Consider the following 25678-nt stretch of genomic DNA (forward strand, 5'->3'; position numbering starts at 1 on the left):
TGACAGTCAAGCAGTGGCTCGCCATGCGTGAAGAAAACCTGACAGGCCATTCACCTCGCGTAGCGCATATAACGCGGCCATTCTACTGACAAGTTCCCTACATGGCAAAGCAAGAGATTGTTGCGTAAATCGCGCAACATATTGATTGGAAAGGCTTGCAGATAATTAAAATATTTACTATTACGCGCGCACGAAGCGTTTCGACAAGCAAAATCCCAGCGTCGATTTCACTCGCCAGATGAGAAACCCGCGCCCGCAGACGCGCGCGCCCAGGCATGAAAAAAGGCCGCTCCCCATTCAGGAAGCGGCCTCGCTGTTTAATGCAGCAATTGCAATGAATTACTCATCGATGGGCGGCAGCGGCGGCGGTGGGAACGACGGCGGTGGCGATGAACGCAACGATGTCGGCCGCAACGGCGGGGGCGGAAGTGCTCGCGACGGAAGCGGAGGGGATCCCTCCTGTGTGTCGCTCGAACGGGCGACGTCCAACGCCTCAGCAAACCTCACCGCGCTGGGCATTCGTGGGCGTCTCGCACTCGCCGACGACGTTTCATCCCACGTCATGCGCACGTATTGCGCGCCGTCCGGCGCGCGAAAATGCGGCACCGTGCTCTCCTCCTCGCTCTCATCCTCGTCGAACCGCGTGTCGTCATGTGCCGGCGCGGCGAAAGTGCGGTTCGTCCTCGCTTCGCCGACGGGTCGACGCGATACCGCGTCGTCACCCTCGCCATGCACTTGTGCCGACGCCTGGGCCTGCTCACTGCGCTCGCTGGTATTCAGAGGGAGTAACGCGTAATGATTCTCATCGAACAGATCGTCTTCCTGCGCTGGCTCAGGCGTGTCGCCGAGTGGTCGGTGCTCGAAGGCTTTCGCAACATCGTCCACCACCGTGCTGCCTGCCGTCTTTGCCATGTCGATATCCAACGCTCTGGTGGCGAGCCATGATCTCGTGTTCCCTTGTCCCGCGGCTCGCGCATCGTTGAGCACCGTCGAATACTCGTATGCCCCGAAACCCCGATCCCGAATCATCTTGAGCGAGACACGCTGATCTGCCGGATAGCCGAGCAGCAAGGCAAGCCGCGCGGCGTCATTGGCGGCGCGTGTTTTATTCTTCGAGAACCACGATGTCGACGCCGCCGGTTTGAGCACCCAGTTGCCATTGCGCACGGAAAGACGCAAAGGCACATCGGCACCGCCATTGGACATCTCTCGCTCGGCCTCGCGCGCCATGTCGTTAAGCGCGATCAGCTTTCTCGTTTCCACCTTGAGTTCGTCGCGCTTGCGTTCATGAGCATCGAGCGTCAGGCTCACCATCGCATTGCGGAGCGCCACGAGATCATCGCGATTCCCCCGTGCGATCCGCTTTCCCTCGCCTTCCGGCAACAATTGCAGCGTTGCATCCAACTTGCGGATTTCGTCGTGCAGTGGCGCGATCTGCGTAAGCTGGGCGCGCACCGGCGACACATCGAACGTGCGGACAAATGGCTTGGCGTAATGACGCGCTTCGCGAGGCATCGATCCGACAGCCAGGGGAATTCCGTTGCGCATCGATTGCATCGCTGTCGAACGATCACGCTCGAAGCTCACGTCTTTGCCGATGGCATCGAGATACGTGGTGCGCCAGCGCTCCAGCGTCTCGCCGACGCATTGGGGCATCAGCGGGTGGGCTTTCAAACGGTTGGCGGCAAGGAGGTCCCGATCTCGCTCCCCGCACCAGCGTCCCAGCGAGATGCCGCTGTTCTCCAAATCGCTTCGCTGTCGCGCCGGGTACGTCTGCCAGGCCTTTCCTATCGGCGCGAGCGTAGAGGTCGCGACCGAGCCCAATCGCTGGAAGTCCGAGCCGAAGCTGTTACCGTCGTCCGGTAGCTTCGGCCAGCTCGCAGACAGCATTTGCACCGGTACATGCCCCGATGCTGCGGAAATTGTTCCCATAATCGTCTCCAGATAATCAGACCGGATGGTCTTCAGGCGCGAGGAGACTAAAGGGATTCACCACGGGGGGATTTCGATTATGTCGAATGGCTTCGCTTTGTGGCACCGGCACAGCCGTTTCACATCGGTTCCACCGTCGTTTTACCGCCGCTTTACCGCCGCTTCAAGGCCACGTCCCGGCGCCATCAGAATCGCGCGAGCAGTTGCCCTAACAGCGCGGCGCCTTCCTTGCCCTTGGCCGAATCGGCCCACAGGCGATCGATCATGGCGCGGTACATACCGACGCCGTCTGGCGATGTGGTGATGGTGGCGATGCCGGTACGCAGGTTCGGCAACTCCCCCAGACGGAACGGCGAGACGGCGACATAGGCCTCGCCCTGCGCTTCGAAGATCTGGAATGTCTCGTTGGGCATGTTGTCGCTCACGATCCCGATCTGCACACCGGTCGTGTCGGCTTCGAGGAACTCGACAATGCGCGCGACTTCGCGACGTGCCGCCATCTTGCGCTCAAGTTGCACCCCCGGTGGCAATCCGAGCCGCCCCACGAGCCCGTGATGCAGGAACTGCTCGATCTGGCGCAACCCGATCAGGCTCGTCACCGCGAGCCGCTGACGCGAGAAGCTCGATTTGCGCTCTTGCAGAATGCCCAGCACGCGATCGATCGTGTTCGCCCAATGGCGGTCGGCGAGGGTGGGCGGAATGCTCTCGTCGAGCATGTGACGCAGCCACACGTCGTAGTCTTCGGATGTGAGCAGAAACGAAATCGGGTCGAAGTGCGCGACGATGCGCTCGGAACGGCTCTCCAGTTGACGCATCCGCTCGAAGTAGCTCACCGCCGAGTCGTGATATTCGACTTCCACGCCCAGCAGGTTCGCCAGCGACACCCCCAGCAGCGCCGCGAGCCGCTCAAGCGTATCGATCTTGACGATCTCGCCACGCTCCAGCTTATAGATGGCCGCGCGCGAGATATCGAGTTGCTCCGCCACATCCTCGCTACGTAACTCCGCCGCCAGCCGGTAGGCGCGCAAACGCTCGCCAATGGCTCGGAAATTGAAACGCGCACCTCTCGGCGCCCGGGATGTCGTCGCTGCTCGATTCAAATCGCCCCCTGTCGGATGCCAATGCCCGGGTCGGTCAGTCGCCGTGCCCGCATTGCAGTGCGGGGATTATACCGGTCGCTCGCACGTCCCGATGTCGCACCATTGCACGCCGCGCCGGACATGCCGCCGTCCCCGCACTGTCGCAAACACCCCACATCGGCTCGCCGAATATTTTTCCGATTGTCTATTTTTTTAGACATCCGCACGATTCCGATCACGGATCCCCCATGGCGTGGGAATGCCCTGCCCCGAGGGCGTGCCCGATGTGTTTTGGGGGATGACCCCACGTGCTGGCAGTGATAGCCTGCGCGCCGTCCAGAAATTTATACCAACAAAGAGGGAATGATGAAAACCTGGCACAAGGTGGCTGGCGCCGCCGCACTGAGCGCCGCAACGCTCGCAACCACGGCTCACGCACAATCGAGCGTGAGCTTCTACGGCCTCGCCGATGCCTACGTCGGCTCGGTGAAGAACCCCGGCGGCAACGCTGCCGTCGTGCAGCAAGGCGGCGGCATGACCACGTCGTACTGGGGGCTGGCCGGCACCGAAGATCTGGGCGGCGGCAACAGCGCGCTGTTCGTGCTGGAAAGCTACTTCCAACCGAACAACGGCACCTATGGGCGCTTCGCCGGCGACAGCTTCTTCTCGCGCAATGCCTACGTCGGTCTGTCCAACGCCATGGGCACCTTGCGTCTGGGGCGCATCACCACCCCGCTCTATCTCGCGACGATCCAGTTCAACCCGTTCAACAACTCGTACACCTTCTCGCCGATGATTTTCCACACCTACAAGGGTCTGGGAACGCAAGGCGTGGTGGGTGACTCGGCATGGAACAACGCGATCGCCTACACGTCACCGACATACGCCGGCATGGCGGGCACACTGCTGTATGCGACCGGCAACAGCCCAACCGACCATAGCGCGAAGAAATGGGCCGCAGCGTTCACGTACGCCAACGGCCCGTTCGCCGCCGCCGTGAACTATCAGTACGTGAATTTCAGCGCGACGCCCGGAGATTTCGGCTCGCAATTGCCGGGCGTCACCGGGCTGACCAACCAGAACACGGCACAGCTCGGCCTGTCCTACGACTTCGCCGTGGTGAAGGTCTTCGCCCAGTACATGCTCGTCGCGAGTCAGGCCGCGAGCGGCAACTTCCACGCCAATACGGGACAGTTGGGGGCCTCGGTGCCGCTCGGCCGTGGCAGCGTGCTCGCCTCGGTAGCCTACACCGGCTCGAACGGCTCGGGCGATAACCAGCGTCGCACCACCTGGGCGCTCGGCTACGACTACCCGCTGTCCAAGCGAACGGATATCTACGCCGCGTACAAGTACGACCACATGAGCGATATGTCGACCGGCCAGACCTACGGTGCCGGCCTGCGCATGAAGTTCTAAGCCGTGGCTGGCCGCATGGCCAGCCTTCCCGAGGCATGCGACGGCACACGTTTCCCGTTCTGGCTACACACTGTCGCATGGCCCCGGGATCAGGGTTTGACCCGATTATTTTCGCCTTGCCTGCCCCGCCGGGTTCGTTTAGTCTAAATATTTAGACAAATGGAGCGCACGATGGATCTGCAACTTGCATGCGTCTGGTTACAACGCGACACGGTCGGTCTGGCCGACATCGAAGATTTTGCCGCGCGTTGTCTCAATGCATCGAAGTCAGCCACGCGAGAGTCGGCAGCGTTGCTGCTGCTGGCGCAGGCCGCCCAAACCTTCGCGGAACGTCAGTCGGGCATTGCCGCCAGCGGCGAGACGTTTCAGGCATTCCTCGCCCGCAGCAAGGCCTACGCCACCATGTTGCGCGATGCAGCGGCCACCTCCGATGCCCGTTTCCTTGCCTCGCTGAACGACTTCGCTGCGCAACTGACCACCGAGGTCTATGCCTGACGTTGCACGACGGCGGGCGAGGGGCGAATCTTGGCGCGCATCCCCGGCGATATTTTTTTCACTTGATCGTCTAAAAATTTAGACAAATTGACGAAAACAACGCGACGGTTATCGCCGCGTCGCTTCGCCGCCCCACAGGAACCGATCATGGAAGCCAACCTGAATACACCGAGTGCGCAACACGCGGGCGCTACGTCCGACGAGATCGTCACCCCTTACGCCTGGAAGGCGCTCGCGGGCTCTGCCATCGGCTATGCGATGGATGGTTTCGATCTGTTGATTCTCGGCTTCATGCTGCCGGCGATTACGGCCGGGCTGCAACTCTCGGCCGGACAGGCCGGCGCGCTCGTGACGTGGACGCTGATCGGTGCCGTCGCGGGTGGCATTCTGTTCGGCGCGCTCTCGGACCGCTACGGCCGGGTGCGCATGCTCACCTGGACGATCCTGCTGTTCGCCGTGTTCACCGGCCTGTGTGCGTTTGCGCAAGGCTTTTGGGACTTGCTCGTGTACCGCACGATTGCGGGCATCGGACTGGGTGGCGAATTCGGCATCGGCATGGCGCTGGCCGCCGAAGCGTGGCCTGCGGCCAAACGCGCCCGTGTCTCGTCGTATGTCGCACTCGGCTGGCAGACGGGAGTCCTCGCCGCAGCGTTGCTGACACCGTTGTTGCTGATGCATATCGGCTGGCGCGGCATGTTCCTCGTGGGCGTACTGCCCGCCCTCGTCGCCTGGGTGCTGCGCAACAAGCTGCACGAGCCTGAAGTGTTCGTGCGGCGCACTGGCAAAAGCGCGACGTCGGAGCGCAGCAGCAACGCCTTCCGTCTGCTCGTGAAAGACGCCCGCACCACGCGCGTGAGTCTGGGCATCGTGATTCTCTGCTCGGTGCAGAACTTCGGCTACTACGGGATCATGATCTGGCTGCCGACGTTCCTCTCGCAGAAGCTCGGCTTCTCGCTCACGAAGTCCGGCCTTTGGACCGCGGCCACCGTGATCGGCATGATGATCGGCGTGTGGGCTTTCGGACAACTGGCCGACCGCATCGGACGCCGTCCCACGTTCCTGCTGTATCAGGCCGGCGCTGTGGTCATGGTGATCGTCTACGCCCAGTTGACGGACCCGACGGTCATGCTCTTCGCCGGCGCGCTGATGGGCATGTTCGTGAACGGGATGGTCGGCGGCTACGGCACGCTGATGTCCGAGGCCTACCCGACCGCCGCCCGCGCCACCGCGCAGAACGTCTTGTGGAACATCGGACGCGCCATCGGCGGGCTGGGGCCGGTCGTCGTGGGTGCATTGGCTGCCCGCTACTCGTTCCAGATTGCCATTGCATTGCTCGCGAGCCTGTATGTGCTCGACATGCTCGCGACGCGCTTCCTGATCCCCGAACTCAAAGGCGTTGAACTCGAATAACGAGCGGCACGACGTCCACGACGCGTGCCACGCCAGCCCCCACCATTCGGAGACCCCCATGTCAGTTGCCACTCTGACGCGTACCGACGTCGCCCACCCTTCGGGGTGTGTGCCTTCGGACGCAGACACCCCCTGCGACACCTTCGACACGCACAATGCGATGTGCCGCACGCCGACGGTCGCAACGCATCGCTGCCGTATCCTCACGCATCATGCGGTCAATGCGCGTTACCGCTACCTGCGATTGCAGGCCGATGCCCCCATCGCCCTCACCACGCAGCCCGGCCAGTTCTACCAGTTGAAGTGCCCGGTCACGCACAGCGACGCGCCCTTCCTGCTGCGCCCGATGAGCGTGTACGGCACCGGCCCCGAGCCGGACACCATCGAGTTTCTTTACAACGTCACGGGCGTTGGCACGCGTGCGCTGGCGACCCTGCCGGAAGGGGCAACGCTCGATATCGTCGGCCCGCTCGGCAATACGTTCACACTGAACACGCAGTCGTCGCAGTGGCAACGTGTGATGCTGGTTGCGCGCGGCGTCGGTCTGGCGACGATGGCGCCGCTCGTGCAACGGGCCGCGGCCGCCGGGCTGAAGCTGACGGTCGTGATGTCGGCGCGCAGCGAAGCCGATCTGATGCGCGACGAATTCCTGCGCTCGCCGCAAGCCCGCGCACTGGCCGACGTGCATTGCGTGTTCGACACCGACGGCTCGTCGGCCGTCGATGCGCTTGAGCCGCGCATACGCGCCCTGCTCGACGCCGCGTCCCACGACGCGGTCTACACCTGCGGCTCGCATCGTCTGCTGATGCTGCTTCAGCGTGTGCTGCACGCTCACCCGCAGATCACCGCCGAAGTCGCCATGGAGCAACGCATGGCGTGCGGCATGGGCGTCTGCCTGTCGTGCGTGCGCCTGTTCGATCGCGACGGCGACAAGCAATTCCTGCGCGTGTGCCGCGAGGGCCCGGTGTTTCCGATTCGCGACGTCGTCGGGGAGGTGGATTTTGGCTGATCTCTCGGTACGCATCGGATCGCTTACGCTGCGCAACCCTGTCATGCCAGCCTCGGGCTGCTTCGCGGTCGAATACGCCGAAGCGCTGGATCTGACCCGGCTCGGTGCGCTCGTCATCAAGAGCGTCTCGCCCGCCACTCGTGCGGGCAACCCGACACCGCGCGTGGCCGAAACCGCCAGCGGCATGCTCAATTCCATCGGTATTCCCAGCAAGGGGCTCGACGCCTACCGGCGCGACGTTCTGCCCGCCTATACTCGCTTCGACACCCCTGTCGTGGTATCCGTGTCGGCCGACACCGCGGAGTCTTTCGGAGACGCCTGCGCAACGCTGTCGCTGCCGGAAGTCGCGGCCATCGAGGCGAACATTTCCTGCCCGAACCTCGAGGCGGACGGCATGGCCTTCGCGATGTTGCCCGAGAGCACTTACAAGGCGGTGAGCGCCATTCGCCGCCGGACCTCGCATCCGTTATGGGTAAAGCTCACCCCGAACGCCGGCCAGATTGCACTGATCGCCAAAGCTGCAGAAGACGCAGGGGCCGACGCCATCGTCATGGGCAACACCGTACTGGGCATGGCCATCGACGTGCGCACGCGCAAGCCCAAGCTCGGCAATGTGATGGGCGGACTCTCGGGCCCGGCGATCAAGCCGCTCGCGATCCGGCTCGTGCACCAGTGCCATCGCGCGGTGCGCATTCCGATCATCGGTTGCGGCGGCATCGAAACGGCAGACGACGCCATCGAGTTCATGCTCGCAGGCGCCTCGGCCGTGCAAGTCGGCACGGCGTCGTTCCGCGATCCGGCCGTGATGGGACACATCGTCGATGGACTGACCGCGTATTGCGATGCGCAGGCCGTCGAACGCCTCTCGACGCTCACGGGCGCTGTCGCGCTCGACGCCCAACTGACCGACCGCTGGCTGCGCTTCGCCCAGCAATCCGGCTGAGCCATCCAATCGCGGTCCCAAGCCTTACGTAACCCTCGCAAAGCCTCACGCGAAAAGAAGTCACTCATGGAACTGAACGCGCTGGCCCCATTGGCCGAGCAACTCTTCACCGACCTGCGCCGTCTTGGCGACGATGGCGTCGGCATCACCCGCGACAGCTACGGCGAGGGCGAGAATGCCGCCGCCGTGTATCTGACGGAGTGGGCCGGACACCAGGGACTGACGGTCACACGCGACCGCGCCGCCAATCTGGTCTTCACCCTGCCCGACGACACCGGCGACGCGCCCGCCACGTGGATCGGCTCGCACCTCGACTCGGTCCCGCAAGGCGGCAACTACGACGGTCTTGCCGGCATCGTGGCCGGTCTGTTGTGTCTCGTCGAACAACGACGCTGCCAGCGAGTCACGGCCACACCGGTGCGCGTGCTCGCCTTGCGCGGCGAGGAAAGCGCGTGGTTCGGCAAAGCGTACATGGGATCGAGCGCGCTATTCGGCAAGCTGAACGATGCCGATCTGGCCATGCCCCACCGCACGCACGGCCGCACGCTCGCAGCATGCATGGCCGAGGCCGGCGCCGATATCGACGCGATTCGCGACGGCGTCACGCTGTTCGACACCTCACGGGCCAAGACGTGGCTGGAACTGCACATCGAACAGGGCCCGGTGATGATCGCGCGCCACATGCCCGTGGCCATCGTGCCCGGCATTCGCGGCAATGTGCGGCATAACCGCGTGTCTTGCGTAGGTGAAGCGGGCCACTCGGGCGCCGTGCCGCGATGGCTACGCCACGACGCCATGTTCGCGGTGGCCGATCTCATCACGCGACTCGACGAGCACTGGCGCGCCCTGCTCGAGCGCGGCATCGATCTGGTCGTGACGACCGGTATCGTCGGCACCGATCCCGCCGAACACGCGATTTCGCGCATTCCCGGCAAGGTGGATTTCAGTCTGGAAGTGCGAAGCCAGAGTTCGGATACGCTCGACGTGTTCTACGAGTTGATGCGTACCGAGTGTCGTGCGATCGAACGCGATCGCGGTGTGCAGTTCGTGTTCGATCGTCGTCTGGCGTCCCCGCCCGCGATCATGGACGCGCATGTGTCGTCGCTGCTGGTCGACGCCTGCCGCACGCTCGATCTGCCGCAGGAACGTGTGCCGAGTGGTGCGGGTCACGACGCCGCCATTTTCGCCAACGCCGGGATTCCCAGCGGTATGGTGTTCGTGCGCAATGCCAACGGCTCGCACAATCCGCACGAAAGCATGGATCTCGACGACTTCATGCGCGGCGTACAGGTACTGGACGCCGTCACGCATCGGCTCTGAACGACCGTTGCGTCGACACAAAAAAACGGGCCGCTAACACGCGGCCCGTTTTGTCTTTCAGATTCACCCCGCCGTCCAGACGCATCGCGCGCTGACGGACACGCCAGCTTGAGGCCTTACGGCGCCAACGCAATCACTTCGGCAACCGCAGCGGTCAGCTTCTTCGCATAGGGTACATGCAGGAATTCGTTCGGACCGTGCGCGTTCGACTTCGGACCCAGCACACCGCATACCATGAACTGCGCCGTCGGGAAGCCGGCTTGCAGCGTGTTCATCAACGGGATCGTACCGCCCTGTCCGATATACGCCACGTCTGCGCCGTAGTGTCGTTGCGAGGCCGTATTCAGCGCGGACGTGAGCCAGGGCGCAACGTCAGGGGCGTTCCAGCCGGAGGCTGCGCCCGCGTCGGACTTGAACGTCACCTTGGCGTTGTACGGCGGATCGAGTTCGAGCAACGACTTGAGTTCGGCCACCGCGGCGGCGGCGTCGACGAGCGGCGGCAGACGCAGCGACAGCTTGAACGCCGTGCGCGGTCGCAGGACGTTGCCGGCGTCGGCCAACGCGGGCAGACCGGCCGCCCCCGTGACCGACAACGACGGGCGCCACGTCGAGTTGAGCAACGCTTCCTTCGGATCGGTCGTGGTCGGCAGCACCGACAGGCCGTCCTGACCGCAGGCCCACGGCATCTTTTTCCAGACGTCGTCGCCAAGGATATGGGCGGTGGCTTCCGCCTCCTTCAGACGCTGCAACGGGATCGGGGTATGAAAGCCCTGCGGTAACACGTTGCCCGTGCCGGCATCTTCCAGTCGCTCGAACAACTGTCGCATGATGCGGAAGCTCGACGGCGCAATGCCGCCATAGCCGCCCGAGTGGATACCTTCGTCGAGCACCTGCACTTCGAGGCTGCCCGAGATCAGGCCGCGCAGCGAAGTCGTCAGCCACAACTGATCGTAGTTGCCCGCCCCCGAATCGAGGCAGACAACCAGACCGACACGGCCCAGACGCTCACGCAATGCGTCGACATACGGCAGCAGATCGTAGCTGCCCGACTCTTCGCATGTCTCGATCAGGCCCACGCAGCGCGGGCGCTCCACGCCCTGTGCGTCGAGTGCCGCGAGTGCCGTGACACTGGCGTAGATGGCGTAACCGTCGTCCGCGCCCCCACGGCCATAGAGCTTGCCGTCTTCGAACTTGGGCGTCCACGGGCCGAGGTCCTTGCGCCATCCGTCGAATTCGGGCTGCTTGTCGAGATGGCCATAGAGCACGATCGTTTCCGTGCTGCCCGAACGCGTGGCCGGCGCCTCGAAGAAGATCACCGGTGTGCGGCCTTCCAGACGGATCACTTCGAGTCTCAGCCCCTTGACCGGCTGACGCTCCGCCCATTGAGCGGCATCGCGCACCACGCGATCGATATAGCCGTTGCGCGCCCAATCGGCGTCGAAGCCGGGGCTCTTGGCGGGCACCGCAATGTAGTCGGTCAGTGCATGCAGGATTTCGTCGTTCCATTTTCGTTCGACGAACTCACGCAATGCCGCCGTGTCGAGCGACGGCTGAGTCGGGGTGACGGTGTCGGTCATGGGGAAGTCCTTGGGGAGGTTCTGGTTGACGTGACAGACCGGCGCGCCGGATTGGCGGGCGATCTGTCGCGGGCACGCGTCGAAGTTGCCGACGGTCCCTATGGCGTCATGATAGCCATTCCCGGCAACGGTGGCGACCGGCCGGCCAAGCGTCGCGCATCAACGGGTAGCATCGGTTGGCGGCGCCGGCCGGACGACAAGCGGCATCGGCTGGACAGCCGACAAGCCTTGCGCCGGTCATCGAAGCGAAGGTGACGAGTTAGCGCTCAGTTGCCGGTACCCGGCGGATCGAAGCGGAACACGATCTCGCCGGCGGCGGCCGTCGCCTTCACGCAGGTGGCGGACAGCGTGGCTTTGCTGGGGACTTCCAGAGAATGTTCCGTGTCGCCGGTGCTGCAACGCCAGAAGAAGGTGACCGGACGCTCGCACCGGTTCGCGACTTCGTAGCGATAGTGCGTTACGTCGGCGGGCAGCGCGCGTAGCGCCCCGCACGGCTTTCCGGCCGTGTCGAGCGGCTCCGTCGGCATGGCCGACGTCTGCGCGTGAGCCGGCATGCTCGCCGCGATGGCGAGCCCCGCCAGCATTCCTGTGATCCCCGAGCGGCGCTTTGCGGTGATGAACATCAGATCCAGCGCCATGCGATGGCGATGGCCCCGATGGCGACGCCAACGGAGATGACCACACCAAACCATGCCAATTGCGCACGCCGTGCCCGGCGGCGGCTCGATTCCGAAGTGTCGTAAAAACGACCCAATCCGCCCGAGTACAACTTTTCCCAGCGAATTTCCATGGCGCACCTCACAAATCAATCAAACCAGCCCGCACTACTGTTGTTCTTTTCTTCTTTATCGAAAGTTTTGAGGCGCAAGACAATTCGGATAAATCCGGGCAAATTGCGAAGGGTGGATTACCCAAAATTCCGACACCGCGCCTTCGGTTCAAGATCGCACTATTCTTTCGTAAACGCAATAGCGTGAACACCCGGAATGCAGCACCAGAACCACGGGAGACCACGTTATCGACGATGGATATCAACGCACATTGCGCGCTTTACCGTCGGAGCTGACAGATCTTTAACGAGGAATTGCAGAGAACCGATGACATCCTGGCAAGAAAGCTTTTTTGAAACCCGGAATCTTTGTAACAAGACGTTTCAAAAGAGCACGGACGTTCGTTCAAATCGGGCAATTGAAAGGGGGAAATACAAGCGTCGCGACCCCCGGCACCATTGGGGCGGGAGCGGACTGTTCGCTTGAAAAGCGGGAGACGGCGCGACTCGCGTCAGCCGAAGCAACGCTGCGCGGCAATCCGCCGAAGGCGGTGCCGCGCACGAAAAGGAAGATCGGGAAGATCGGTGACTTTAGCGTCCCAGGAAGGCCGCACCTACGGACAAGAGCACGAAACCGCCGACGCTACAGGCGATCGCGATTGCCAACAGGCGTTGAAAGAGTTGCTCGCGCTCAGTCGCGCTGCGATGGGAACGGGGTGCATCGTGATGAATCGTCCCCCATCCACTCGAATACACTTTTTTCCAACGGATGTGCATAAGTAACCTCGCGTTGTTTAGTGTTCGTAGCCTTGCCGGTCATCGATTCACACTATCGGAATCGACGAGACGCAGGGCTAGTATGCGCTTTGTCTGGGAACCGTAAACCCCTTATCCGTGCTGCGTCGCCGCAAGCAAAACGTCTGATTTAGATAGATTTCGAGACTGAATTACGCGAGCGGGAATACCGTCACCGTGACGCGATTCCGGATTTATGACGAGGCGTGTCAATGCGACAGAATGTCGCAGGTGCGACAAGTTGTCGCGCAAGCCGCATGGATCGTGGAATTGGGGAATTTCGGGATGCGATGCGGGCGGTCATGTCGCAGGGATGCCCTCGGCGGCCGGCCGGCCCACCGAGAGGTGTCGGGGGCAAAACGCACAGCCTATTCGGGTCATCGTGCACCGCAGCATCGATTCTTCGAATAAGCGACAAATCTGGGGTAAATCCGGGGGTGCAACGCCCCCCCTGCCCCGCAAGCCTCACGACTCGAACGGATTTTTCACTTGCCGGGCAGTCGTGCTGCCCGGCGTTTCGGCCTGTGCCGGAAGATCCGCGCCGGAGAGCGCCGCCACGACGGCTTCGAGTACCTCTTTGAGTGCCTGCGCCTGACGAAGCCCTTGCGCGTCGCGACGTATCTCCAGGTTTCCAAAGATGGCAACGTGATCCGTATGGTTTTCGACGTTCAGTTCGCCGAGTGCAAGCGCATCGGCATCGTTGGCGAATGGTGCGAACTTGACGTTGGCGGAAGACGAAGCGGACATCGGGGGCTCCTGAGTCGGGGGAAGTCAGTCGGTTTGGATCGGTCGATGCGGGGAGTGACACCTGTTGACGAAGCAACGCATGTCACGACGCTTTTGGCATGTTGCCGCGTGCTTAACGGATGATCGTACGCAAGAAGTCGAGCACCGTCTGCACTTCGCGATACGACGGCACCTCCGGATCTCGCTTGCGCTTGCCGCCTGCGGCCTTCGGGGCAGGCAGACGCATTGCCGTGCGTTTCACGTCGGCCGGCATGCCGGGGAAAAAGTCGATACCGGCCAGCGTTTCGAGTTCCGCCACGCTCACGACCGAATAATCCCCTGTGGCTTCGTTCGCGACAAGGTAGGCCCCTGCCTGCTTGCGCTTGGGGTCGTAGACCACCTTGTAGAGTTGCGTGGGCACCATCACCCGATTGCCGACCTGCGTGATGGTTTTGCCCTTGAAGAGCGGACCGGTGAGGACGAACAATTCGCCGCGCTCCTGCGCGAGCTTGCGCACACTCGACTCGATGCCAGCCCACAGATAGCGATTGTTCTCGCTGTTCTGCGGCACCATGTTCGACAGCGAGAAGCTCTCCGACTGTGCCTGCGCGTCCGGCATATCCGCCGACGGCGCCATGTGTCCGCGGTCATATCCCGAGCGCACGTAGTCGCGCAATTCGGCCCGCTCTCCCGGTGGGAGCCGCGACTCTGCGTGAAAGTTGTTCACGCGCGAGATCTGGCGGGCATCGTTCAAGCCAGCGCGCGTAAGACGCTGCGCCGACCACAACGGCGTGCGCGTCACGCCGGAGTGCATCACACCGAACGCGCTGAAGCACACCTCGCGCGCGTTACGCGTCATCGCAGCGTTGGTGATATCGGGCGCTGTGCCGGCCCAGTAATGGTCGCCACACGCCGAGGCCGCGGCGAACGCATCGCCGGGGAACGCCGTAACGGCAACGGCAACGGCAGAAGAAAAGGAAATCAGAGAGATCAGAGCGGCGGAGGACACCGCCAACGGCAACTTCCCGGCCATCGCGCGCAAGCGGCTTGCGCGCACTGCGGTGACCGTCCATCGAGACTGCTTCATCGCACTGCTTTGGGTAAGACTTCAGGGGGTGCGATTGTAGCGGATCAACGGCTATTCGGGGACGACGTTTGCCGCGCCATAGGCAGCGCATTGCAGGGTCTGGGCGGGGCCGAGATTGTCGCACTCGTCCGCTTGCGCCGTCGGCAACCATGCCTGCTCGAGAAAGAGCAGGCACAGCGCCAGCGCGAGCATGAGGAGCAGCGTTTTCATGGCGGCATCCGAATTGGGTTGCCGCATTGTATGCGGGGACACCGTCGTCCAACCGGCCCGCATGCCGCTGAATTGTTTCGATTCGTTACGGCAGCCGATACGCTGCCCCCTCCGGGGCCGCTCAGTTGCCCGGCACATCGCCTCGTTGTGCAACGAGCGCTGCCAGCGGCTCGTTCATCGGTCCGTCGGCACGCAGTCCTTCGACCACACCAACGCGGTCGGGCATCGCACGATTCTGCGACATCTTGAATTTGCCTTCGATGCGGCGAATCGGAATCTCCACACCGACAATGGCGCGCAGCATGCCGTCGATGAAATCGGCCGGTGCGTCTTCCACCGCCCACGGCGCAACACGCCCCTGCTCCTGCGATTGTGTGAGATCCCCCACGAGACGCCGCAGCCATGCCGCATCGTCGATCACGCGTGGCTTGCCCCAGACATGCACCGCCGCGTAGTTCCACGTCGGCACCACTTTGCCGTGCTCAGCCTTGGCGGCGTACCACGACGGCGTGATGTACCCATGCGGCCCGGTGAACGCAATCAGGCAATCGTCGACATCGCGCAGCGCCGGGCCATGCGGATTGGCGCGCGCCAGGTGACCACGCAAGGTACCGAATTCGCCTTCGTCGGAATACACAAGGAAAGGAATCGAATCGGCGATCAAGCCCTGCGAGCCGGCGCTCACGAGCAGGCCGAGCGGATGCGTGCGAATGAGATCGTGCAGTACGTCGGGACGAGTCTCTTGAAAGGCAGCGGGCTGATACATCGATGGCTCCGGACAGAATCGGCGGGAATGGAATAACGCCTAGCGTACGTCCGCGCGTGGCCCTTGGCAAAGACCCAAAATATGGAATTTTTTTGGTGCCACCGGTCGCGGGCTCGTCCTCAGCCCGCGCACGGCCCTGGCGTCGATGTCAGAGGAAGGACTTGGCCTGATCGAGAATCTTGTCGCAGACCTGACGTGTCAATTGTTCCTTGAGCCCGCCGCCGTTGAGGTCGACCGTCTTGCCATCGGGCGAGGACAGCAGCCCCTTGGCCCCATCTAGATAGCCGGGGCTGGCGGCCGGCGAACCCGATTGGGTGCCGATCTTGCCGAGTAGCTTGTCCTTGACGTCGGTGGCCGAACTCAGATTTGCGCCGCTCAGGTAATTGTTCTTGATGCAGAACTGCAACACACCGGTTGCATTCCCCACACTGCCAGAGGTCAGCGAACCGGTCGAGGCCAGCCCGCCGAGGCTGCCGGCCAGACCGCCGGAGTTGCCGCCGCCCGAGCTTCCGCCCACGGCGTTCTTGAGCATATCGAGTTGCGCTTGTGCCTGTATCGGTGCGCCCAGGGTCAGCGCCAGGGCAAGACCGACCCCTGCCACTCCGATTCCGGACATCTTCCAACCTGCATCAGCCGAACTTTCCGTGCGTCGCGACATACGATCCTCCGTGATGTAAATGACGTGGGTGAGGTCGGCTCACTATAGCAGGACGTTCGCGGCGAGACGACGAATCGCCCGGTCGGCAGGAAGACGTCAGAGCAATGCAGCCGTAGCGTCGAGTGTCTGCGGCACCACCACACTCGCGTCGACCCCGGCGTTTTCCTTGAGCAGGAAGACCAGATGATGTCCGGCAAGCAGTTCGATGCGGCGATCGCGCGCAAACTCCTCAACACCGTCGTCGAACACGCCCGTGGTGATCAGCATGCCGCGCGCCGCGCCAATCTGCTGCATCTCCGCGAGCATGTGACGCGCGGCGCTCATGCCAATGCGCGCCGCGGGGTCCATCTCCCGGTAGATATGCACCACGACGTCGCCACCGAAGATCGGATGCGGGTCCCACGCACGGCAGGTCAGCATGCCCGGCGTCTCGCTCGGCAACAGCGGCGGGCCTTCGAAACCGTGCGAGCGCAGCAGGTGGAACATCACCTGCATGAAGTCCTTGTCGGTCAGCGTCATCAGATTGAAACGGCGGTCGACGGCCACATCGGCGTCCGTGACGACCTGCGTCATGTCGACACCCGCCACCGGCGTCACGGCCTCCAGCGCCTCCGGCCGCGCGCTAACGCGAGCCCCCAGCGCCGCCAGATGCGTCGCCGGATCGCCTTCCGAGAGCGTCAGCGCCGCGAAATCGGCACGCGCCACATGCGCACTCGCCAGGCAGACTCGTGCATCGCCATCGCGGGCGTAGATGTTGAACACGATGGCATTCACGTGACGCAGCGGATCGGCCGAGAACAGTTCGTGTAACGAACGAAGCACGATCTGGCGCAGCGCGTTGGCGTAGACCTGCCCACGCATGGCGTCGCCCGCCGGCATGCCTTGCACGAGATTCTCGGCGGCGTTGTAGCGGTACTCGAGCGCGACAGGCACGGCCGCGTCGAGCGAGGGCACGTCGTAGCCGATGGCCAGCAGCTTGTGATTCTCGACGTAATGCGCCGCGAGCGTCTGCTCGAACGCTTCCGGATACGGACTGCGGCTGAGCACGATGCGCGCATAGCCGGTGATGGCCGCCGCCTCACCGCGCAACAGCGCCCCTTCGAAATCGGCGACGGCCGCGTTGTGGCGCGCACTCTCGGCTCGTGCGGCTTCCGTTGCCTTCTGCTGCGCGATCTGGAGAATCATCGAGCCTTGCGTGCGACGGATCTTCGATGCCTCGTACTCGCGCTCGGCGTGCACGAATTCGCTGCGTGCCTTGGCAACGGCCTGCTCGTAACGGCCCGCCGCCCCCGGCATCGCCAGCGCGAGTCGGCCCGGCTTTTCCGGTGCGAAGGTTTCCCATTCGGGTTTGGCCAGAATCTTCGGGAGATGCCGGGTATCGAGCACCGGCGGCGTATTGCGCGCGCGCAAGTCGGCGGGCGGGATACGCAAATCGCGAGCCAGGCCATCGGCAAGCAAACGTTCGAGCCGCGCGACTTCCAGCTTGGCCTTCGCGCCTTGCGCTGCCGCTTCGGCCTGCCGCCAGGCCAGATGCAGGCGGTCACGCGCGGCAGCGTCTGCCGCAGGCGCCTCTTCCCAGGCGCGTTGCGCCTGATCCACGGCACGCACTTCCGCGAGCGAACGCGCCTGCATCTGGACATGCTGCTGCTCGCGCGTATGTGCGGCGCGCCAGAACTCACGCGCCAGACGATCGATGATGCTTTCGAATCCCCGGTTCACTACTGCCCCCGCATGCGATTTTGATTTTGTTTTGCCAAGCCAACTGCCACTTCCCGAACGGCGCGCGCCCGATCGCGCTGGGCGACCGGCAACGCACGACATTTACGTAGGGGACGATTGTAGGACGTTGCCCCCTCCTCCAGCAAAAAATCTTTCCGTTCCTTGCCGTCCCAGCATGGCACAGGCACAACACCTGCGCCCTGATCGTCATCAAAGCGCCATGACGGCAGCGCAATGTCGACCGTGCTGTCATCACGGTCCGAACGTGGCGGCGATGGAACCTCCGCCGTGCCGGGCGTTACGCCACGCCGCATGCATGCGCCGGCGATGGGAGGCGAAGCGCAGCAGCCCGCAATAGCGACTACCCTATGGCGATATCGTCGCCCGCCGACGCTCCGTCGTTTTTCACCTTAAGTCATGAACGAACTGACGCCGAATGCCCGACCGGCAGCCTCGCCGGCCTGCGGTCCTGTTTCCGACTCGCGCCCCTGCCTGCGCACCGCATGGTTGAGCGCGGTGGCTTGTCTCCTGTTGGCCGTCGTTGCGATCCCGTGGATCGACCGGCCCGTGGTGGACTTCGTGCATATCCACACGCAGGGAACCCGCTGGATTCAGCACGTCGCGGAATTACCCTCGCCGTTGTTCGTCCTCGCCTGGCCCGCGTTCGTGATCGTTGGCGCGGTACTCCTGTGGCGCCGGCGACTGCCTGCATGGGCCACCACGTTGTGGCTCGCAGCCGGTGCGGTGGGTGTGGGCAGTGTGCTCAAGCAGGGGCTGAAGTTTGTGTTCGGGCGCACATGGCCGGCCACATGGATTCATGACAATCCGTCGTATTTGCGCGACGGCGTTTTCGCGTTCCGTCTGTTCGGCGGCGACGGCGCGGCCTATGCCTCGTTCCCCTCCGGTCACCTCACGGTCATGCTCGCGTTCGCGACAGTGCTCGCGCTACGGCACCGCGTGCTGCGCTGGCCGTGCGCCGTCGCCGTTGCACTGACGGGATTCGGCCAGATCGCGGCCGCTTATCACTGGACGAGCGATGCGCTTGCGGGGGCAGCACTCGGCATCGCGATCGGCACAGCGTTCGTCGCCGCATGGCAGCGCTGGAGCCTGCGCGCCGGGGTGTGAGGAACAGCACGCCACCGGGGGCGACAATTTCGTGAATCGGCCGGATCCACGCATAATGGCCGTTGATAACAATAAACCCGAGACTGCCCGACTTGGTTAGCGGCGAGCCGTGAGCGCCGCCGGACGTTTGCCACATGTCTGTACGATGGCGTCCGAAGCGTTGGCACATGACAGCGCAACAGCACCGTAGTGCCGCCAGGCAGCCAAGCCACCCGATTCATGACTGTCGATCCGTTGCTCCCCCTCATTGCCGGTGCCTGCGTCGCCGGCTTCGTGCAAGGCCTGTCCGGTTTTGCGTTCAGCCTGGTCGCACTGTCCTTCTGGGCATGGACGCTGCCCCCTACGCTGGCAGGCCCGCTCGCCGCCTTCTGTTCGCTCATCGGCCAACTTCTGGGCTTACGCGCCGCCCGCCGGGCGGTGCCGCTCGGTCGTCTCGCCCCGTTCATTCTCTGCGGTCTGATCGGCGTGCCGGTCGGTGTGTGGATGCTTCGCTATCTTGATCCGGTGTGGTTCCGGGCAGGCATTGGCGCAGTCCTCGTGATCTATTGCACGATCCTGCTGCTCGCCGCCCACCTGCCCCGCATCCGGCACGGCGGACGAGCCGCAGACGGCGTCGTCGGCTTCATCGGCGGCGTGATGGGCGGCATCGGCGGACTCGTCGGTGTGGTGCCCACGCTCTGGTGCACGTTGCGCGGCTGGGACAAGGACATGCAGCGCGCCGTCATGCAGATCTTCTTCATCGTCATGCACACGCTTACCATCACGCTCTACGCAGTGCATGGGGTGATTACCGTGCAGACGCTGCATGTGTTCGCCATTGCCGTGCCGTCGATGATCCTGCCAACGCTTGCCGGCGCATGGGCTTACCAGTTCCTCTCCGATCATGCCTTCCGACGTATGGTGCTCGCGCTGCTTGCCTGTTCCGGCGTGACGCTGCTTGTCGGCACGGTGCCCGAATTGCTCGCGCGCTGAGTCGCTTCATGCACCTCGCGCACGGCAAGCGTGAATTCGCGCAAACGGGCATCAGTGCGCGGCGTTACGATGGCGGTATCCCTTCGCTCCCGTCCTCGCGCCATGCCCGCCGTTGCCTCGTTTCTCGATCGTGCCGCCGCAGGTAACGCGCTGGCCGAAGTGCTCGCGTCCCATGAATTGATCTCGCGCTGCGCGCCGCCGCTGGTGCTCGCGATTCCGCGCGGCGGCGTCCCCGTCGCACTGCCCATTGCCCGCCAGTTGAACGGCACCCTCGACGTGCTGCTCGCCCACAAGTTGCGGGCGCCGCACCACGCCGAACTGGCCGTTGGCGCGGTCGACGAGTTCGGCGGCATCTTCCTCGCCGATCACGCACTCTCTCTCGGCGCCACCGGCACCTATCTCTCGCATGAAACCGCACGTCAGCGCGCGCTCATTGCCCAACGGCGTCAGGCGTATACCCCGGGACGCGGCGCGCCACATGTGCAAGACCGACCGGTCGTGATCGTTGACGACGGTATCGCGACCGGCGCCACGATGATCGCGGCATTGCGAGCGATGCGACGCCTCGGTGCGACACCGCTCATCGCCTGCGCGCCGGTCGGTGCACGTGACGCCATCGCGCGGCTGACGACCTTGGCGGATGCCGTCGTTTGTCTGGAAACACCGCAGCCTTTCTACGCGGTGAGCGTGGCGTACAGCGACTTTGTGCAAACGGACGATGCGACCGTGATCGCGCTGCTCGCGATGGCGGCGGATCGTCCCTAGGCCGTCAGCGAAATCTGCATCGCCGCCAAGGCTGCCGTAGCGGCACACCCCGCGATTGCACTACACTTGAGCCTGCTGCGCGCCGTGACCTTGCCGAAGGACGAGCGCGCCGCTTGCGCCGCCTCTTGCCCCTCAGTTTCGACGGAGCCTGTGATGACGACGTCCCTGATTCTCAATGTGATCGGTCCGGATCGTCCGGGTCTGGTCAACGCAATCGCCGATCGGGCGAGCGCCTCCGGCGCCAACTGGCTGGAGAGCCGCCTCGCCAATCTTGCCGGCCAGTTCGCCGGCATCATCCATCTGCAAGTCCCCGACGAGCACGCCGACGCGCTCACGCAAGCCCTGAGCGCGCTGGAAACGCACGGCCTGCGCGTCACCGTCACGCGCGCGCAAAGCGCCGCCACCGATCCGGCCGCCCGCACGCTTCAGCTCGATCTGGTCGGGCAGGATCATCCAGGCATCGTCAAGGAAATCTCGCACGTCCTGTTCTCGCGCGGCATCAGCATCGATGAGCTCGCCACGGAATGCGTCGAGGGATCCATGTCGGGCGGCACGCTGTTTCGTGCGACCGCGCGCCTTCATGTACCTGCAAGTGTCAGCACGGAATCGCTACGCGAGACACTGGAAAGTCTGGCCGACGACCTGATGGTCGATGTCGAACTCGATTCGCCAGCCGGTGCCTGAGCGCACGCCGATGAAGCGAGCCTTCCTGTTCGTCCTCGGGGCGGTGGCCCTGCTCGCCGTGTTCTCGTTGCTCCCGCTGCCCTTCGAGCGCCAGACACATGTCGTGAATACCGTCACGCTGCGCGCACCGCCGCAGGTCGTCTACGACTACGCCACCACGCCGCAGAACTGGCCCAAGTGGCATCCGGCCTCGATCAACGTGCAAGGATCGACCGACCATCCGCTCAAGGTGGGCGAGGAAGTCGCCGAAGAATTCCGGCTCGCAGGGCGGCACGGCATCGTTCACTGGAAGGTCGTCGACGCCAGGCCGCCGCTCGAATGGCGCATCGAAGGCGAGGTCAACCGGCGTCCATCGGGCGAAGTCCGCTATAAGCTCACGCCGGATGGCACCGGCACACGCTTTGAGCGCGACTTCATCTATCGCACACCGAATCTGCTCTTTCTGATTCTCGATCCGATCTTCATCGGGCCTCGCATGCGCGCGGAGTCGGCGCAAGGCGCGAAGCAACTCGAACAGATTTTCGAGGCGCTGGCCCCGGCCGTGCCTGCCACGGCCTCGATGCCGGACGCCGCCGCGAGCGCTGCGACGGCCCAGTGAGGCAGTCGCAGCATAGCGTCGAGAGACGCCGGAAGACGCGAGGGAAAAGTGCTGCGGCAACAGGTCCGGCCGTCACCCAATCCGCATTCGGTCGGCCGGGCGCCAGGGATTCTCTGCTGCGCGGCCGCGCATTGGCGCCTGACGCTCGGCTTACTCGTTGAACGTCGCCGCCATGGTCTCGGCCGCGGCCTCGAGGTCGGGCAAGAACGTCATGAGCGTCTCGAGCGTGCAATGCTGCGCGCTCGCCTGTACCGCGATGGCGGCACACGCGCGATTACGGTCGAGCATCACCGGCACGGCAACGGCAATCATGCCCGGCACATGCTCTTCGTTATTCGTGCCCACCCGGCGTTTGCGTGTCTCCGCCAACTCCTCGCGCAGGTCTTCCAGATCGGTGATGGTGTTCTCCGCGCGCGGGCGCAACGGCAAATGGGCAATCAACTTCTCACGACGTGCGCGCGGCAGAAACGCCAGCAGCAATTTGCCGCTCGCCGTGCAGTGCAGCGGCACGCGCGATCCGGGAGACAGCTTGAGTTGGCGCGACCATTCGGTCTCCACGCGGTCGAGGTAGACGAGATCGTCGCCCGAGAGCATCGACAGATTGCAGGTCTCGCCCAGCTTGTCGACCAATTGCTGAAGGACGGCATGACGCGCAGCCGCCGGGCCGACGTGCATCAACGCATTGACGGCCATTGCCCGCACCCGCGACGACGGCTCGTAATGACGGCTGCCAGCCTCACGCGTGACCAGCCAGGCAGCTTCGAGTTGTTTGAGAATACGGTGCACGGTCTGCTTGGGCAGACCGATGGCGGCAACAATCTCCGCCAACGTCATGGGCGTGCCGGAGGCACTGAGAATTTCAAGAATGCGAAATGCGCGGACGGCCGCAGCGTTCGACTGATTGCTCATGTCGGTACCTGGATCTCGGGTTCGAGTTGTGTTCTAGATCGTTATCGCTCGCGGCGGTCTCCCTCCTGCCCAACGTCGGCACGCCAGCGCGCAAGCTCGCTCCCAAGCCGTCGCGTTGTCGTACCGTCGCGCCGCGACGTCCCGTTTTCCGCATTCTAGTGCCAATCGATACCGGCTGACGATTGGAGATAAACCCGGAGATATTCCAAATATCGGATACCTGACGATGAGACGCACGCATCGCCCGGCAGGCCGCCGGGCGTCTCACGGTCACCGAAAGGCGGGGCCGGCCTGAACGTTTCAGGCCTTACCGGACAGCACGCGCAGACGATGAATCAGGCTGGAGGTATCCCAGCGCGAACCGCCAAGCGCCTGCACGTCGCCATAAAACTGGTCGACGAGCGCCGTGACCGGCAACGACACGCCGTTGCGCTGCCCTTCGGCCAGACACAGCCCGAGATCCTTGCGCATCCAGTCGACCGCGAATCCGAAGTCGAATTTGCCGTCGATCATGGTCTGACCACGGTTGTCCATTTGCCAGCTTGCCGCAGCGCCCTTGTTGATGACGTCCAGCACGAGCGGCATGTCCAGACCGGCCCGCTGACCGAAGTTGATCGCCTCGGACAACCCCTGCACCAGTCCGGCGATGCAGATCTGATTGACCATCTTGGCCAGTTGCCCGGCACCGGCGTCGCCGATGCGGGTCACGGCGCGGCCGTAGGCGCCGAGCGTTGCCGACACGCGTTCGAAAGCCGCAGCGTCGCCACCGCACATGATCGTGAGCGCACCGTTCTTGGCGCCGGCTTCACCGCCCGACACCGGCGCGTCGACAAAATGCAGGCCCTTTTCGCGGGCGGCCGCATAGAGTTCGCGCGCCACATCGGCCGAGGCCGTCGTGTGGTCGACGAAGACGGCGTCGGCCTTCATGCCGGCGAAGGCGCCCTGCTCTCCGAGCACGATGCTGCGCAGGTCGTCGTCGTTACCCACGCAAGCGGCAACGATATCGGCGTCGCGTACCGCGTCGACCGGCGTGGTGGCGGTGGTGCCGCCGTACTCCTTCGCCCATTGCTGCGCCTTGGCAGCCGTGCGGTTATAGACCGTGACCTGATGACCCGCGCGCTGCAGATGACCGGCCATGGGATAACCCATCACGCCCAGACCGAGAAATGCGACGCGAAGGGAAGATGCTTGCGATGAGGGGGAAGTCAATTCGAGGGCCTCGCAGGTTGATTCGCTAAGAAGAGGCGCCAAAGGGCGCGATGCAGGCGTGCGCACACATTTGGCCCTGTCTGAAATTCAGGGGGGCTTGCGAGCCCTCATTATAGAGACGGGCCACGCCCGCGCGCCAGCGCAATCCCCCGCCACACGGGGCATTCGCGCCAATTCGCCCCAGTTTGGTGCGCCGCGACGCCTCACATAATCATCCGTAAACATCAGGCCATCGCACGGGTTTGAAAAATTCTGTTTCCGTGACTGGCGTTGCTGCCCGGTTCCGATACAATGCGCGGCATGGCTGATTTTGATACCAGTTGGTCAATTCGCGTTTACTACGAGGACACGGACGCCGGAGGCGTCGTCTTCTACGCCAACTACTTAAAATTCTTTGAACGGGCCCGCACCGAGTGGCTCCGTTCGCTCGGTATCGAGCAACTCGAACTGGCCCGCAATACGGGGATGATTTTCATCGTGCGCGCAACGGCCGTCGACTATCTGAGCCCCGCCCGGCTGGACGATCTCCTCACCATTAAAAGCCGCATCGAGCGCATTGGCGGCGCCTCCGTCGACTTCGAACAGGAAGCCTGGCGCGAGGCCCCCGATGGCCACGGCGAACTGTTGGCGCGCGGAAGCATCAAAATCGGCTGCGTGGCAGCTCACACCCTGCGCCCGGGCAAAATCCCAGCGCAAGTCCGTCTCGTCATGCAATCGGCCGCCAAGTCGGTCAACGCCACGTCGGGCGAGCCTGCCCGTGGGGCAGCCGCCTGAAGCCAAGGACAAGAATTCCGGTCAGTCAACCACCACACCATGCCCGATCAAGATCTTTCTATTATTTCGCTGGTCATGCACGCCAGCGTGCTCGCCCAGGCAGTGATGGGCTTGCTGCTGCTGCTCTCGCTGCTCTCGTGGACGCACATCTTCCGCAAGATCTTCGCGATTCGCCGTGCTCGCTCTCAAACCGAGCGCTTCGAGCGTGATTTCTGGTCTGGCGGCGATCTTCAGGCGCTGTATCAAAGCGCGCTGAACAACCGCCATCAAACCGGTTCGCTCGAACGCATCTTCGAGTCGGGCATGCGCGAGTACATCAAGGCGAGCGAAAAAGGGCTGAACGATCCGCACGCCATTCTGGACGGCGCACGCCGTGCCATGCGCGCTTGCTATCAACGTGAAATGGACTCGCTGGAAGCCAATCTGCCGTTCCTCGCGTCAGTCGGTTCGGTAAGTCCGTACATCGGTCTGTTCGGAACGGTGTGGGGTATCATGAACGCATTCCGCGGCCTGTCGAACGTGCAACAAGCCACGCTCGCCAATGTGGCGCCGGGTATCGCGGAAGCGCTGGTGGCCACGGCCATCGGTCTGTTCGCCGCTATCCCTGCCGTGGTTGCCTATAACCGCTTCGCCACCGACATCGACCGGCTGTCGATCCGCTTCGAAAGCTTCATCGAAGAGTTCTCCAACATCCTGCAACGGCAGATTCACTAAGCATTCCGGGAGCGCCG

26 protein-coding genes are annotated in these 25678 nt (G+C 63.6%); 13 read left to right on the plus strand and 13 right to left on the minus strand.

Annotated features, from left to right (window positions below; all coding sequences use genetic code 11):
• Positions 1-339: 339 nt before the first annotated feature.
• Entirely contained in the window at positions 340-1932 is a 1593-nt protein-coding gene (locus tag PI93_RS19225) for a hypothetical protein (protein ID WP_039369306.1), read from the minus strand.
• 185 nt (positions 1933-2117) lie between these two features.
• Positions 2118-3032 carry a helix-turn-helix domain-containing protein gene (locus tag PI93_RS19230; RefSeq protein WP_039369309.1) on the minus strand — a complete coding sequence of 305 codons (915 nt, stop codon included), beginning with the start codon at positions 3030-3032 and terminating at the stop codon, positions 2118-2120.
• 342 nt (positions 3033-3374) lie between these two features.
• Here PI93_RS19230 and PI93_RS19235 point away from each other — a divergent pair, with 342 nt between their 5' ends.
• The 6 genes from PI93_RS19235 to PI93_RS19260 all read left to right on the plus strand — a co-directional run bounded on the left by PI93_RS19235 (position 3375) and on the right by PI93_RS19260 (position 9604).
• Positions 3375-4427, plus strand: a complete 1053-nt coding sequence (locus PI93_RS19235) for a porin (protein WP_039369312.1) — start codon at positions 3375-3377, stop codon at positions 4425-4427.
• A gap of 171 nt (positions 4428-4598) precedes the next feature.
• Positions 4599-4922, plus strand: coding sequence for a hypothetical protein (locus PI93_RS19240; protein WP_039369314.1), 324 nt, complete (start codon positions 4599-4601; stop codon positions 4920-4922).
• A gap of 147 nt (positions 4923-5069) precedes the next feature.
• On the plus strand, positions 5070-6332 hold the full coding sequence (locus tag PI93_RS19245; RefSeq protein WP_039369317.1) for an MFS transporter: 1263 nt from the start codon (positions 5070-5072) through the stop codon (positions 6330-6332).
• A 160-nt stretch (positions 6333-6492) separates the two neighbouring features.
• A complete protein-coding gene (locus PI93_RS19250; protein WP_039369628.1) occupies positions 6493-7341 on the plus strand; it encodes a dihydroorotate dehydrogenase electron transfer subunit in 849 nt (282 codons plus the stop codon).
• Entirely contained in the window at positions 7334-8284 is a 951-nt protein-coding gene (locus PI93_RS19255; RefSeq protein WP_039369320.1) for a dihydroorotate dehydrogenase, read from the plus strand. The genes PI93_RS19250 and PI93_RS19255 overlap by 8 nt, the downstream gene beginning before the upstream one ends.
• Before the next feature lie 66 nt (positions 8285-8350).
• A complete protein-coding gene (locus PI93_RS19260) occupies positions 8351-9604 on the plus strand; it encodes a hydantoinase/carbamoylase family amidase (protein ID WP_039369323.1) in 1254 nt (417 codons plus the stop codon).
• Positions 9605-9720: 116 nt separating this feature from the next.
• On the opposite strand, the gene PI93_RS19265 is transcribed toward PI93_RS19260, so the two are convergent.
• From PI93_RS19265 to PI93_RS19305, 9 genes are all read right to left on the minus strand, one after another.
• Complete coding sequence (locus tag PI93_RS19265) at positions 9721-11181, minus strand: M20 family metallopeptidase (protein WP_039369326.1); 1461 nt, start codon at positions 11179-11181, stop codon at positions 9721-9723.
• 266 nt (positions 11182-11447) lie between these two features.
• A complete protein-coding gene (locus PI93_RS19270; protein ID WP_039369329.1) occupies positions 11448-11819 on the minus strand; it encodes a hypothetical protein in 372 nt (123 codons plus the stop codon).
• Entirely contained in the window at positions 11804-11971 is a 168-nt protein-coding gene (locus PI93_RS19275; protein ID WP_158453307.1) for a hypothetical protein, read from the minus strand. Before PI93_RS19275 ends, PI93_RS19270 begins: the two co-directional genes overlap by 16 nt.
• 1239 nt (positions 11972-13210) lie before the next feature.
• A complete protein-coding gene (locus PI93_RS19280; protein WP_039369332.1) occupies positions 13211-13492 on the minus strand; it encodes a hypothetical protein in 282 nt (93 codons plus the stop codon).
• Between the two features lie 112 nt (positions 13493-13604).
• Positions 13605-14558: a DNA/RNA non-specific endonuclease gene (locus PI93_RS19285; RefSeq protein WP_236105788.1), complete on the minus strand. Its 954-nt coding sequence runs from the start codon at positions 14556-14558 to the stop codon at positions 13605-13607.
• A 51-nt stretch (positions 14559-14609) separates the two neighbouring features.
• Positions 14610-14768, minus strand: coding sequence for a hypothetical protein (locus PI93_RS19290; protein ID WP_158453306.1), 159 nt, complete (start codon positions 14766-14768; stop codon positions 14610-14612).
• Positions 14769-14889: 121 nt separating this feature from the next.
• Complete coding sequence (locus tag PI93_RS19295; RefSeq protein WP_039369339.1) at positions 14890-15534, minus strand: FMN-binding negative transcriptional regulator; 645 nt, start codon at positions 15532-15534, stop codon at positions 14890-14892.
• A gap of 148 nt (positions 15535-15682) precedes the next feature.
• The gene (locus PI93_RS19300) at positions 15683-16150 is read right to left on the minus strand and encodes a DUF2501 domain-containing protein (RefSeq protein ID WP_039369633.1); all 468 of its coding nucleotides are present in this window, start codon (positions 16148-16150) and stop codon (positions 15683-15685) included.
• 138 nt (positions 16151-16288) lie between these two features.
• Positions 16289-17911, minus strand: a complete 1623-nt coding sequence (locus PI93_RS19305; protein WP_039369344.1) for a restriction endonuclease — start codon at positions 17909-17911, stop codon at positions 16289-16291.
• Between the two features lie 417 nt (positions 17912-18328).
• Here PI93_RS19305 and PI93_RS19310 point away from each other — a divergent pair, with 417 nt between their 5' ends.
• The 5 genes from PI93_RS19310 to PI93_RS19330 all read left to right on the plus strand — a co-directional run bounded on the left by PI93_RS19310 (position 18329) and on the right by PI93_RS19330 (position 22055).
• Positions 18329-19036 (plus strand): phosphatase PAP2 family protein, encoded by a 708-nt coding sequence (locus tag PI93_RS19310; protein ID WP_052240597.1) that lies wholly within the window; start codon positions 18329-18331, stop codon positions 19034-19036.
• Between the two features lie 219 nt (positions 19037-19255).
• Positions 19256-20008: a sulfite exporter TauE/SafE family protein gene (locus PI93_RS19315; protein WP_039369347.1), complete on the plus strand. Its 753-nt coding sequence runs from the start codon at positions 19256-19258 to the stop codon at positions 20006-20008.
• 69 nt (positions 20009-20077) lie between these two features.
• Positions 20078-20773, plus strand: coding sequence for a phosphoribosyltransferase (locus PI93_RS19320; RefSeq protein WP_080759134.1), 696 nt, complete (start codon positions 20078-20080; stop codon positions 20771-20773).
• 153 nt (positions 20774-20926) lie between these two features.
• On the plus strand, positions 20927-21457 hold the full coding sequence (locus PI93_RS19325) for a glycine cleavage system protein R (protein WP_039369353.1): 531 nt from the start codon (positions 20927-20929) through the stop codon (positions 21455-21457).
• A complete protein-coding gene (locus tag PI93_RS19330; RefSeq protein ID WP_052240598.1) occupies positions 21426-22055 on the plus strand; it encodes an SRPBCC family protein in 630 nt (209 codons plus the stop codon). The genes PI93_RS19325 and PI93_RS19330 overlap by 32 nt, the downstream gene beginning before the upstream one ends.
• 150 nt (positions 22056-22205) lie before the next feature.
• Here PI93_RS19330 and PI93_RS19335 read toward each other — a convergent pair whose 3' ends face one another.
• The gene (locus tag PI93_RS19335) at positions 22206-22964 is read right to left on the minus strand and encodes an IclR family transcriptional regulator (RefSeq protein ID WP_039369355.1); all 759 of its coding nucleotides are present in this window, start codon (positions 22962-22964) and stop codon (positions 22206-22208) included.
• Between the two features lie 300 nt (positions 22965-23264).
• Positions 23265-24113 carry an NAD(P)-dependent oxidoreductase gene (locus PI93_RS19340; RefSeq protein ID WP_039369358.1) on the minus strand — a complete coding sequence of 283 codons (849 nt, stop codon included), beginning with the start codon at positions 24111-24113 and terminating at the stop codon, positions 23265-23267.
• 351 nt (positions 24114-24464) lie between these two features.
• Here PI93_RS19340 and ybgC point away from each other — a divergent pair, with 351 nt between their 5' ends.
• Both ybgC and tolQ read left to right on the plus strand, forming a co-directional pair.
• Positions 24465-24947, plus strand: a complete 483-nt coding sequence (gene ybgC, locus PI93_RS19345; RefSeq protein ID WP_080759135.1) for a tol-pal system-associated acyl-CoA thioesterase — start codon at positions 24465-24467, stop codon at positions 24945-24947.
• Positions 24948-24986: 39 nt separating this feature from the next.
• The gene (tolQ, locus tag PI93_RS19350; protein WP_039369362.1) at positions 24987-25661 is read left to right on the plus strand and encodes a protein TolQ; all 675 of its coding nucleotides are present in this window, start codon (positions 24987-24989) and stop codon (positions 25659-25661) included.
• Positions 25662-25678: the final 17 nt, after the last annotated feature.

The sequence above is a fragment of the Pandoraea fibrosis genome, from assembly GCF_000807775.2.
GTDB classification, from domain to species: Bacteria; Pseudomonadota; Gammaproteobacteria; order Burkholderiales; family Burkholderiaceae; genus Pandoraea; species Pandoraea fibrosis.

What these genes read in the sequence shown, in the direction of transcription:
- PI93_RS19225 (WP_039369306.1), bottom strand. Translation starts at nt 1,932, where the DNA reads ATGGGAACAATTTCCGCAGCATCGGGGCATGTACCGGTGCAAATGCTG.
- PI93_RS19235 (WP_039369312.1), top strand. Translation starts at nt 3,375, where the DNA reads ATGATGAAAACCTGGCACAAGGTGGCTGGCGCCGCCGCACTGAGCGCC.
- PI93_RS19240 (WP_039369314.1), top strand. Translation starts at nt 4,599, where the DNA reads ATGGATCTGCAACTTGCATGCGTCTGGTTACAACGCGACACGGTCGGT.
- PI93_RS19245 (WP_039369317.1), top strand. Translation starts at nt 5,070, where the DNA reads ATGGAAGCCAACCTGAATACACCGAGTGCGCAACACGCGGGCGCTACG.
- PI93_RS19250 (WP_039369628.1), top strand. Translation starts at nt 6,493, where the DNA reads ATGTGCCGCACGCCGACGGTCGCAACGCATCGCTGCCGTATCCTCACG.
- PI93_RS19260 (WP_039369323.1), top strand. Translation starts at nt 8,351, where the DNA reads ATGGAACTGAACGCGCTGGCCCCATTGGCCGAGCAACTCTTCACCGAC.
- PI93_RS19265 (WP_039369326.1), bottom strand. Translation starts at nt 11,181, where the DNA reads ATGACCGACACCGTCACCCCGACTCAGCCGTCGCTCGACACGGCGGCA.
- PI93_RS19270 (WP_039369329.1), bottom strand. Translation starts at nt 11,819, where the DNA reads ATGGCGCTGGATCTGATGTTCATCACCGCAAAGCGCCGCTCGGGGATC.
- PI93_RS19275 (WP_158453307.1), bottom strand. Translation starts at nt 11,971, where the DNA reads ATGGAAATTCGCTGGGAAAAGTTGTACTCGGGCGGATTGGGTCGTTTT.
- PI93_RS19280 (WP_039369332.1), bottom strand. Translation starts at nt 13,492, where the DNA reads ATGTCCGCTTCGTCTTCCGCCAACGTCAAGTTCGCACCATTCGCCAAC.
- PI93_RS19285 (WP_236105788.1), bottom strand. Translation starts at nt 14,558, where the DNA reads ATGAAGCAGTCTCGATGGACGGTCACCGCAGTGCGCGCAAGCCGCTTG.
- PI93_RS19290 (WP_158453306.1), bottom strand. Translation starts at nt 14,768, where the DNA reads ATGAAAACGCTGCTCCTCATGCTCGCGCTGGCGCTGTGCCTGCTCTTT.
- PI93_RS19295 (WP_039369339.1), bottom strand. Translation starts at nt 15,534, where the DNA reads ATGTATCAGCCCGCTGCCTTTCAAGAGACTCGTCCCGACGTACTGCAC.
- PI93_RS19300 (WP_039369633.1), bottom strand. Translation starts at nt 16,150, where the DNA reads ATGTCCGGAATCGGAGTGGCAGGGGTCGGTCTTGCCCTGGCGCTGACC.
- PI93_RS19310 (WP_052240597.1), top strand. Translation starts at nt 18,329, where the DNA reads ATGAACGAACTGACGCCGAATGCCCGACCGGCAGCCTCGCCGGCCTGC.
- PI93_RS19315 (WP_039369347.1), top strand. Translation starts at nt 19,256, where the DNA reads ATGACTGTCGATCCGTTGCTCCCCCTCATTGCCGGTGCCTGCGTCGCC.
- PI93_RS19320 (WP_080759134.1), top strand. Translation starts at nt 20,078, where the DNA reads ATGGCGGTATCCCTTCGCTCCCGTCCTCGCGCCATGCCCGCCGTTGCC.
- PI93_RS19325 (WP_039369353.1), top strand. Translation starts at nt 20,927, where the DNA reads ATGACGACGTCCCTGATTCTCAATGTGATCGGTCCGGATCGTCCGGGT.
- PI93_RS19330 (WP_052240598.1), top strand. Translation starts at nt 21,426, where the DNA reads ATGTCGAACTCGATTCGCCAGCCGGTGCCTGAGCGCACGCCGATGAAG.
- PI93_RS19335 (WP_039369355.1), bottom strand. Translation starts at nt 22,964, where the DNA reads ATGAGCAATCAGTCGAACGCTGCGGCCGTCCGCGCATTTCGCATTCTT.
- PI93_RS19340 (WP_039369358.1), bottom strand. Translation starts at nt 24,113, where the DNA reads ATGGGTTATCCCATGGCCGGTCATCTGCAGCGCGCGGGTCATCAGGTC.
- ybgC (WP_080759135.1), top strand. Translation starts at nt 24,465, where the DNA reads ATGCGCGGCATGGCTGATTTTGATACCAGTTGGTCAATTCGCGTTTAC.
- tolQ (WP_039369362.1), top strand. Translation starts at nt 24,987, where the DNA reads ATGCCCGATCAAGATCTTTCTATTATTTCGCTGGTCATGCACGCCAGC.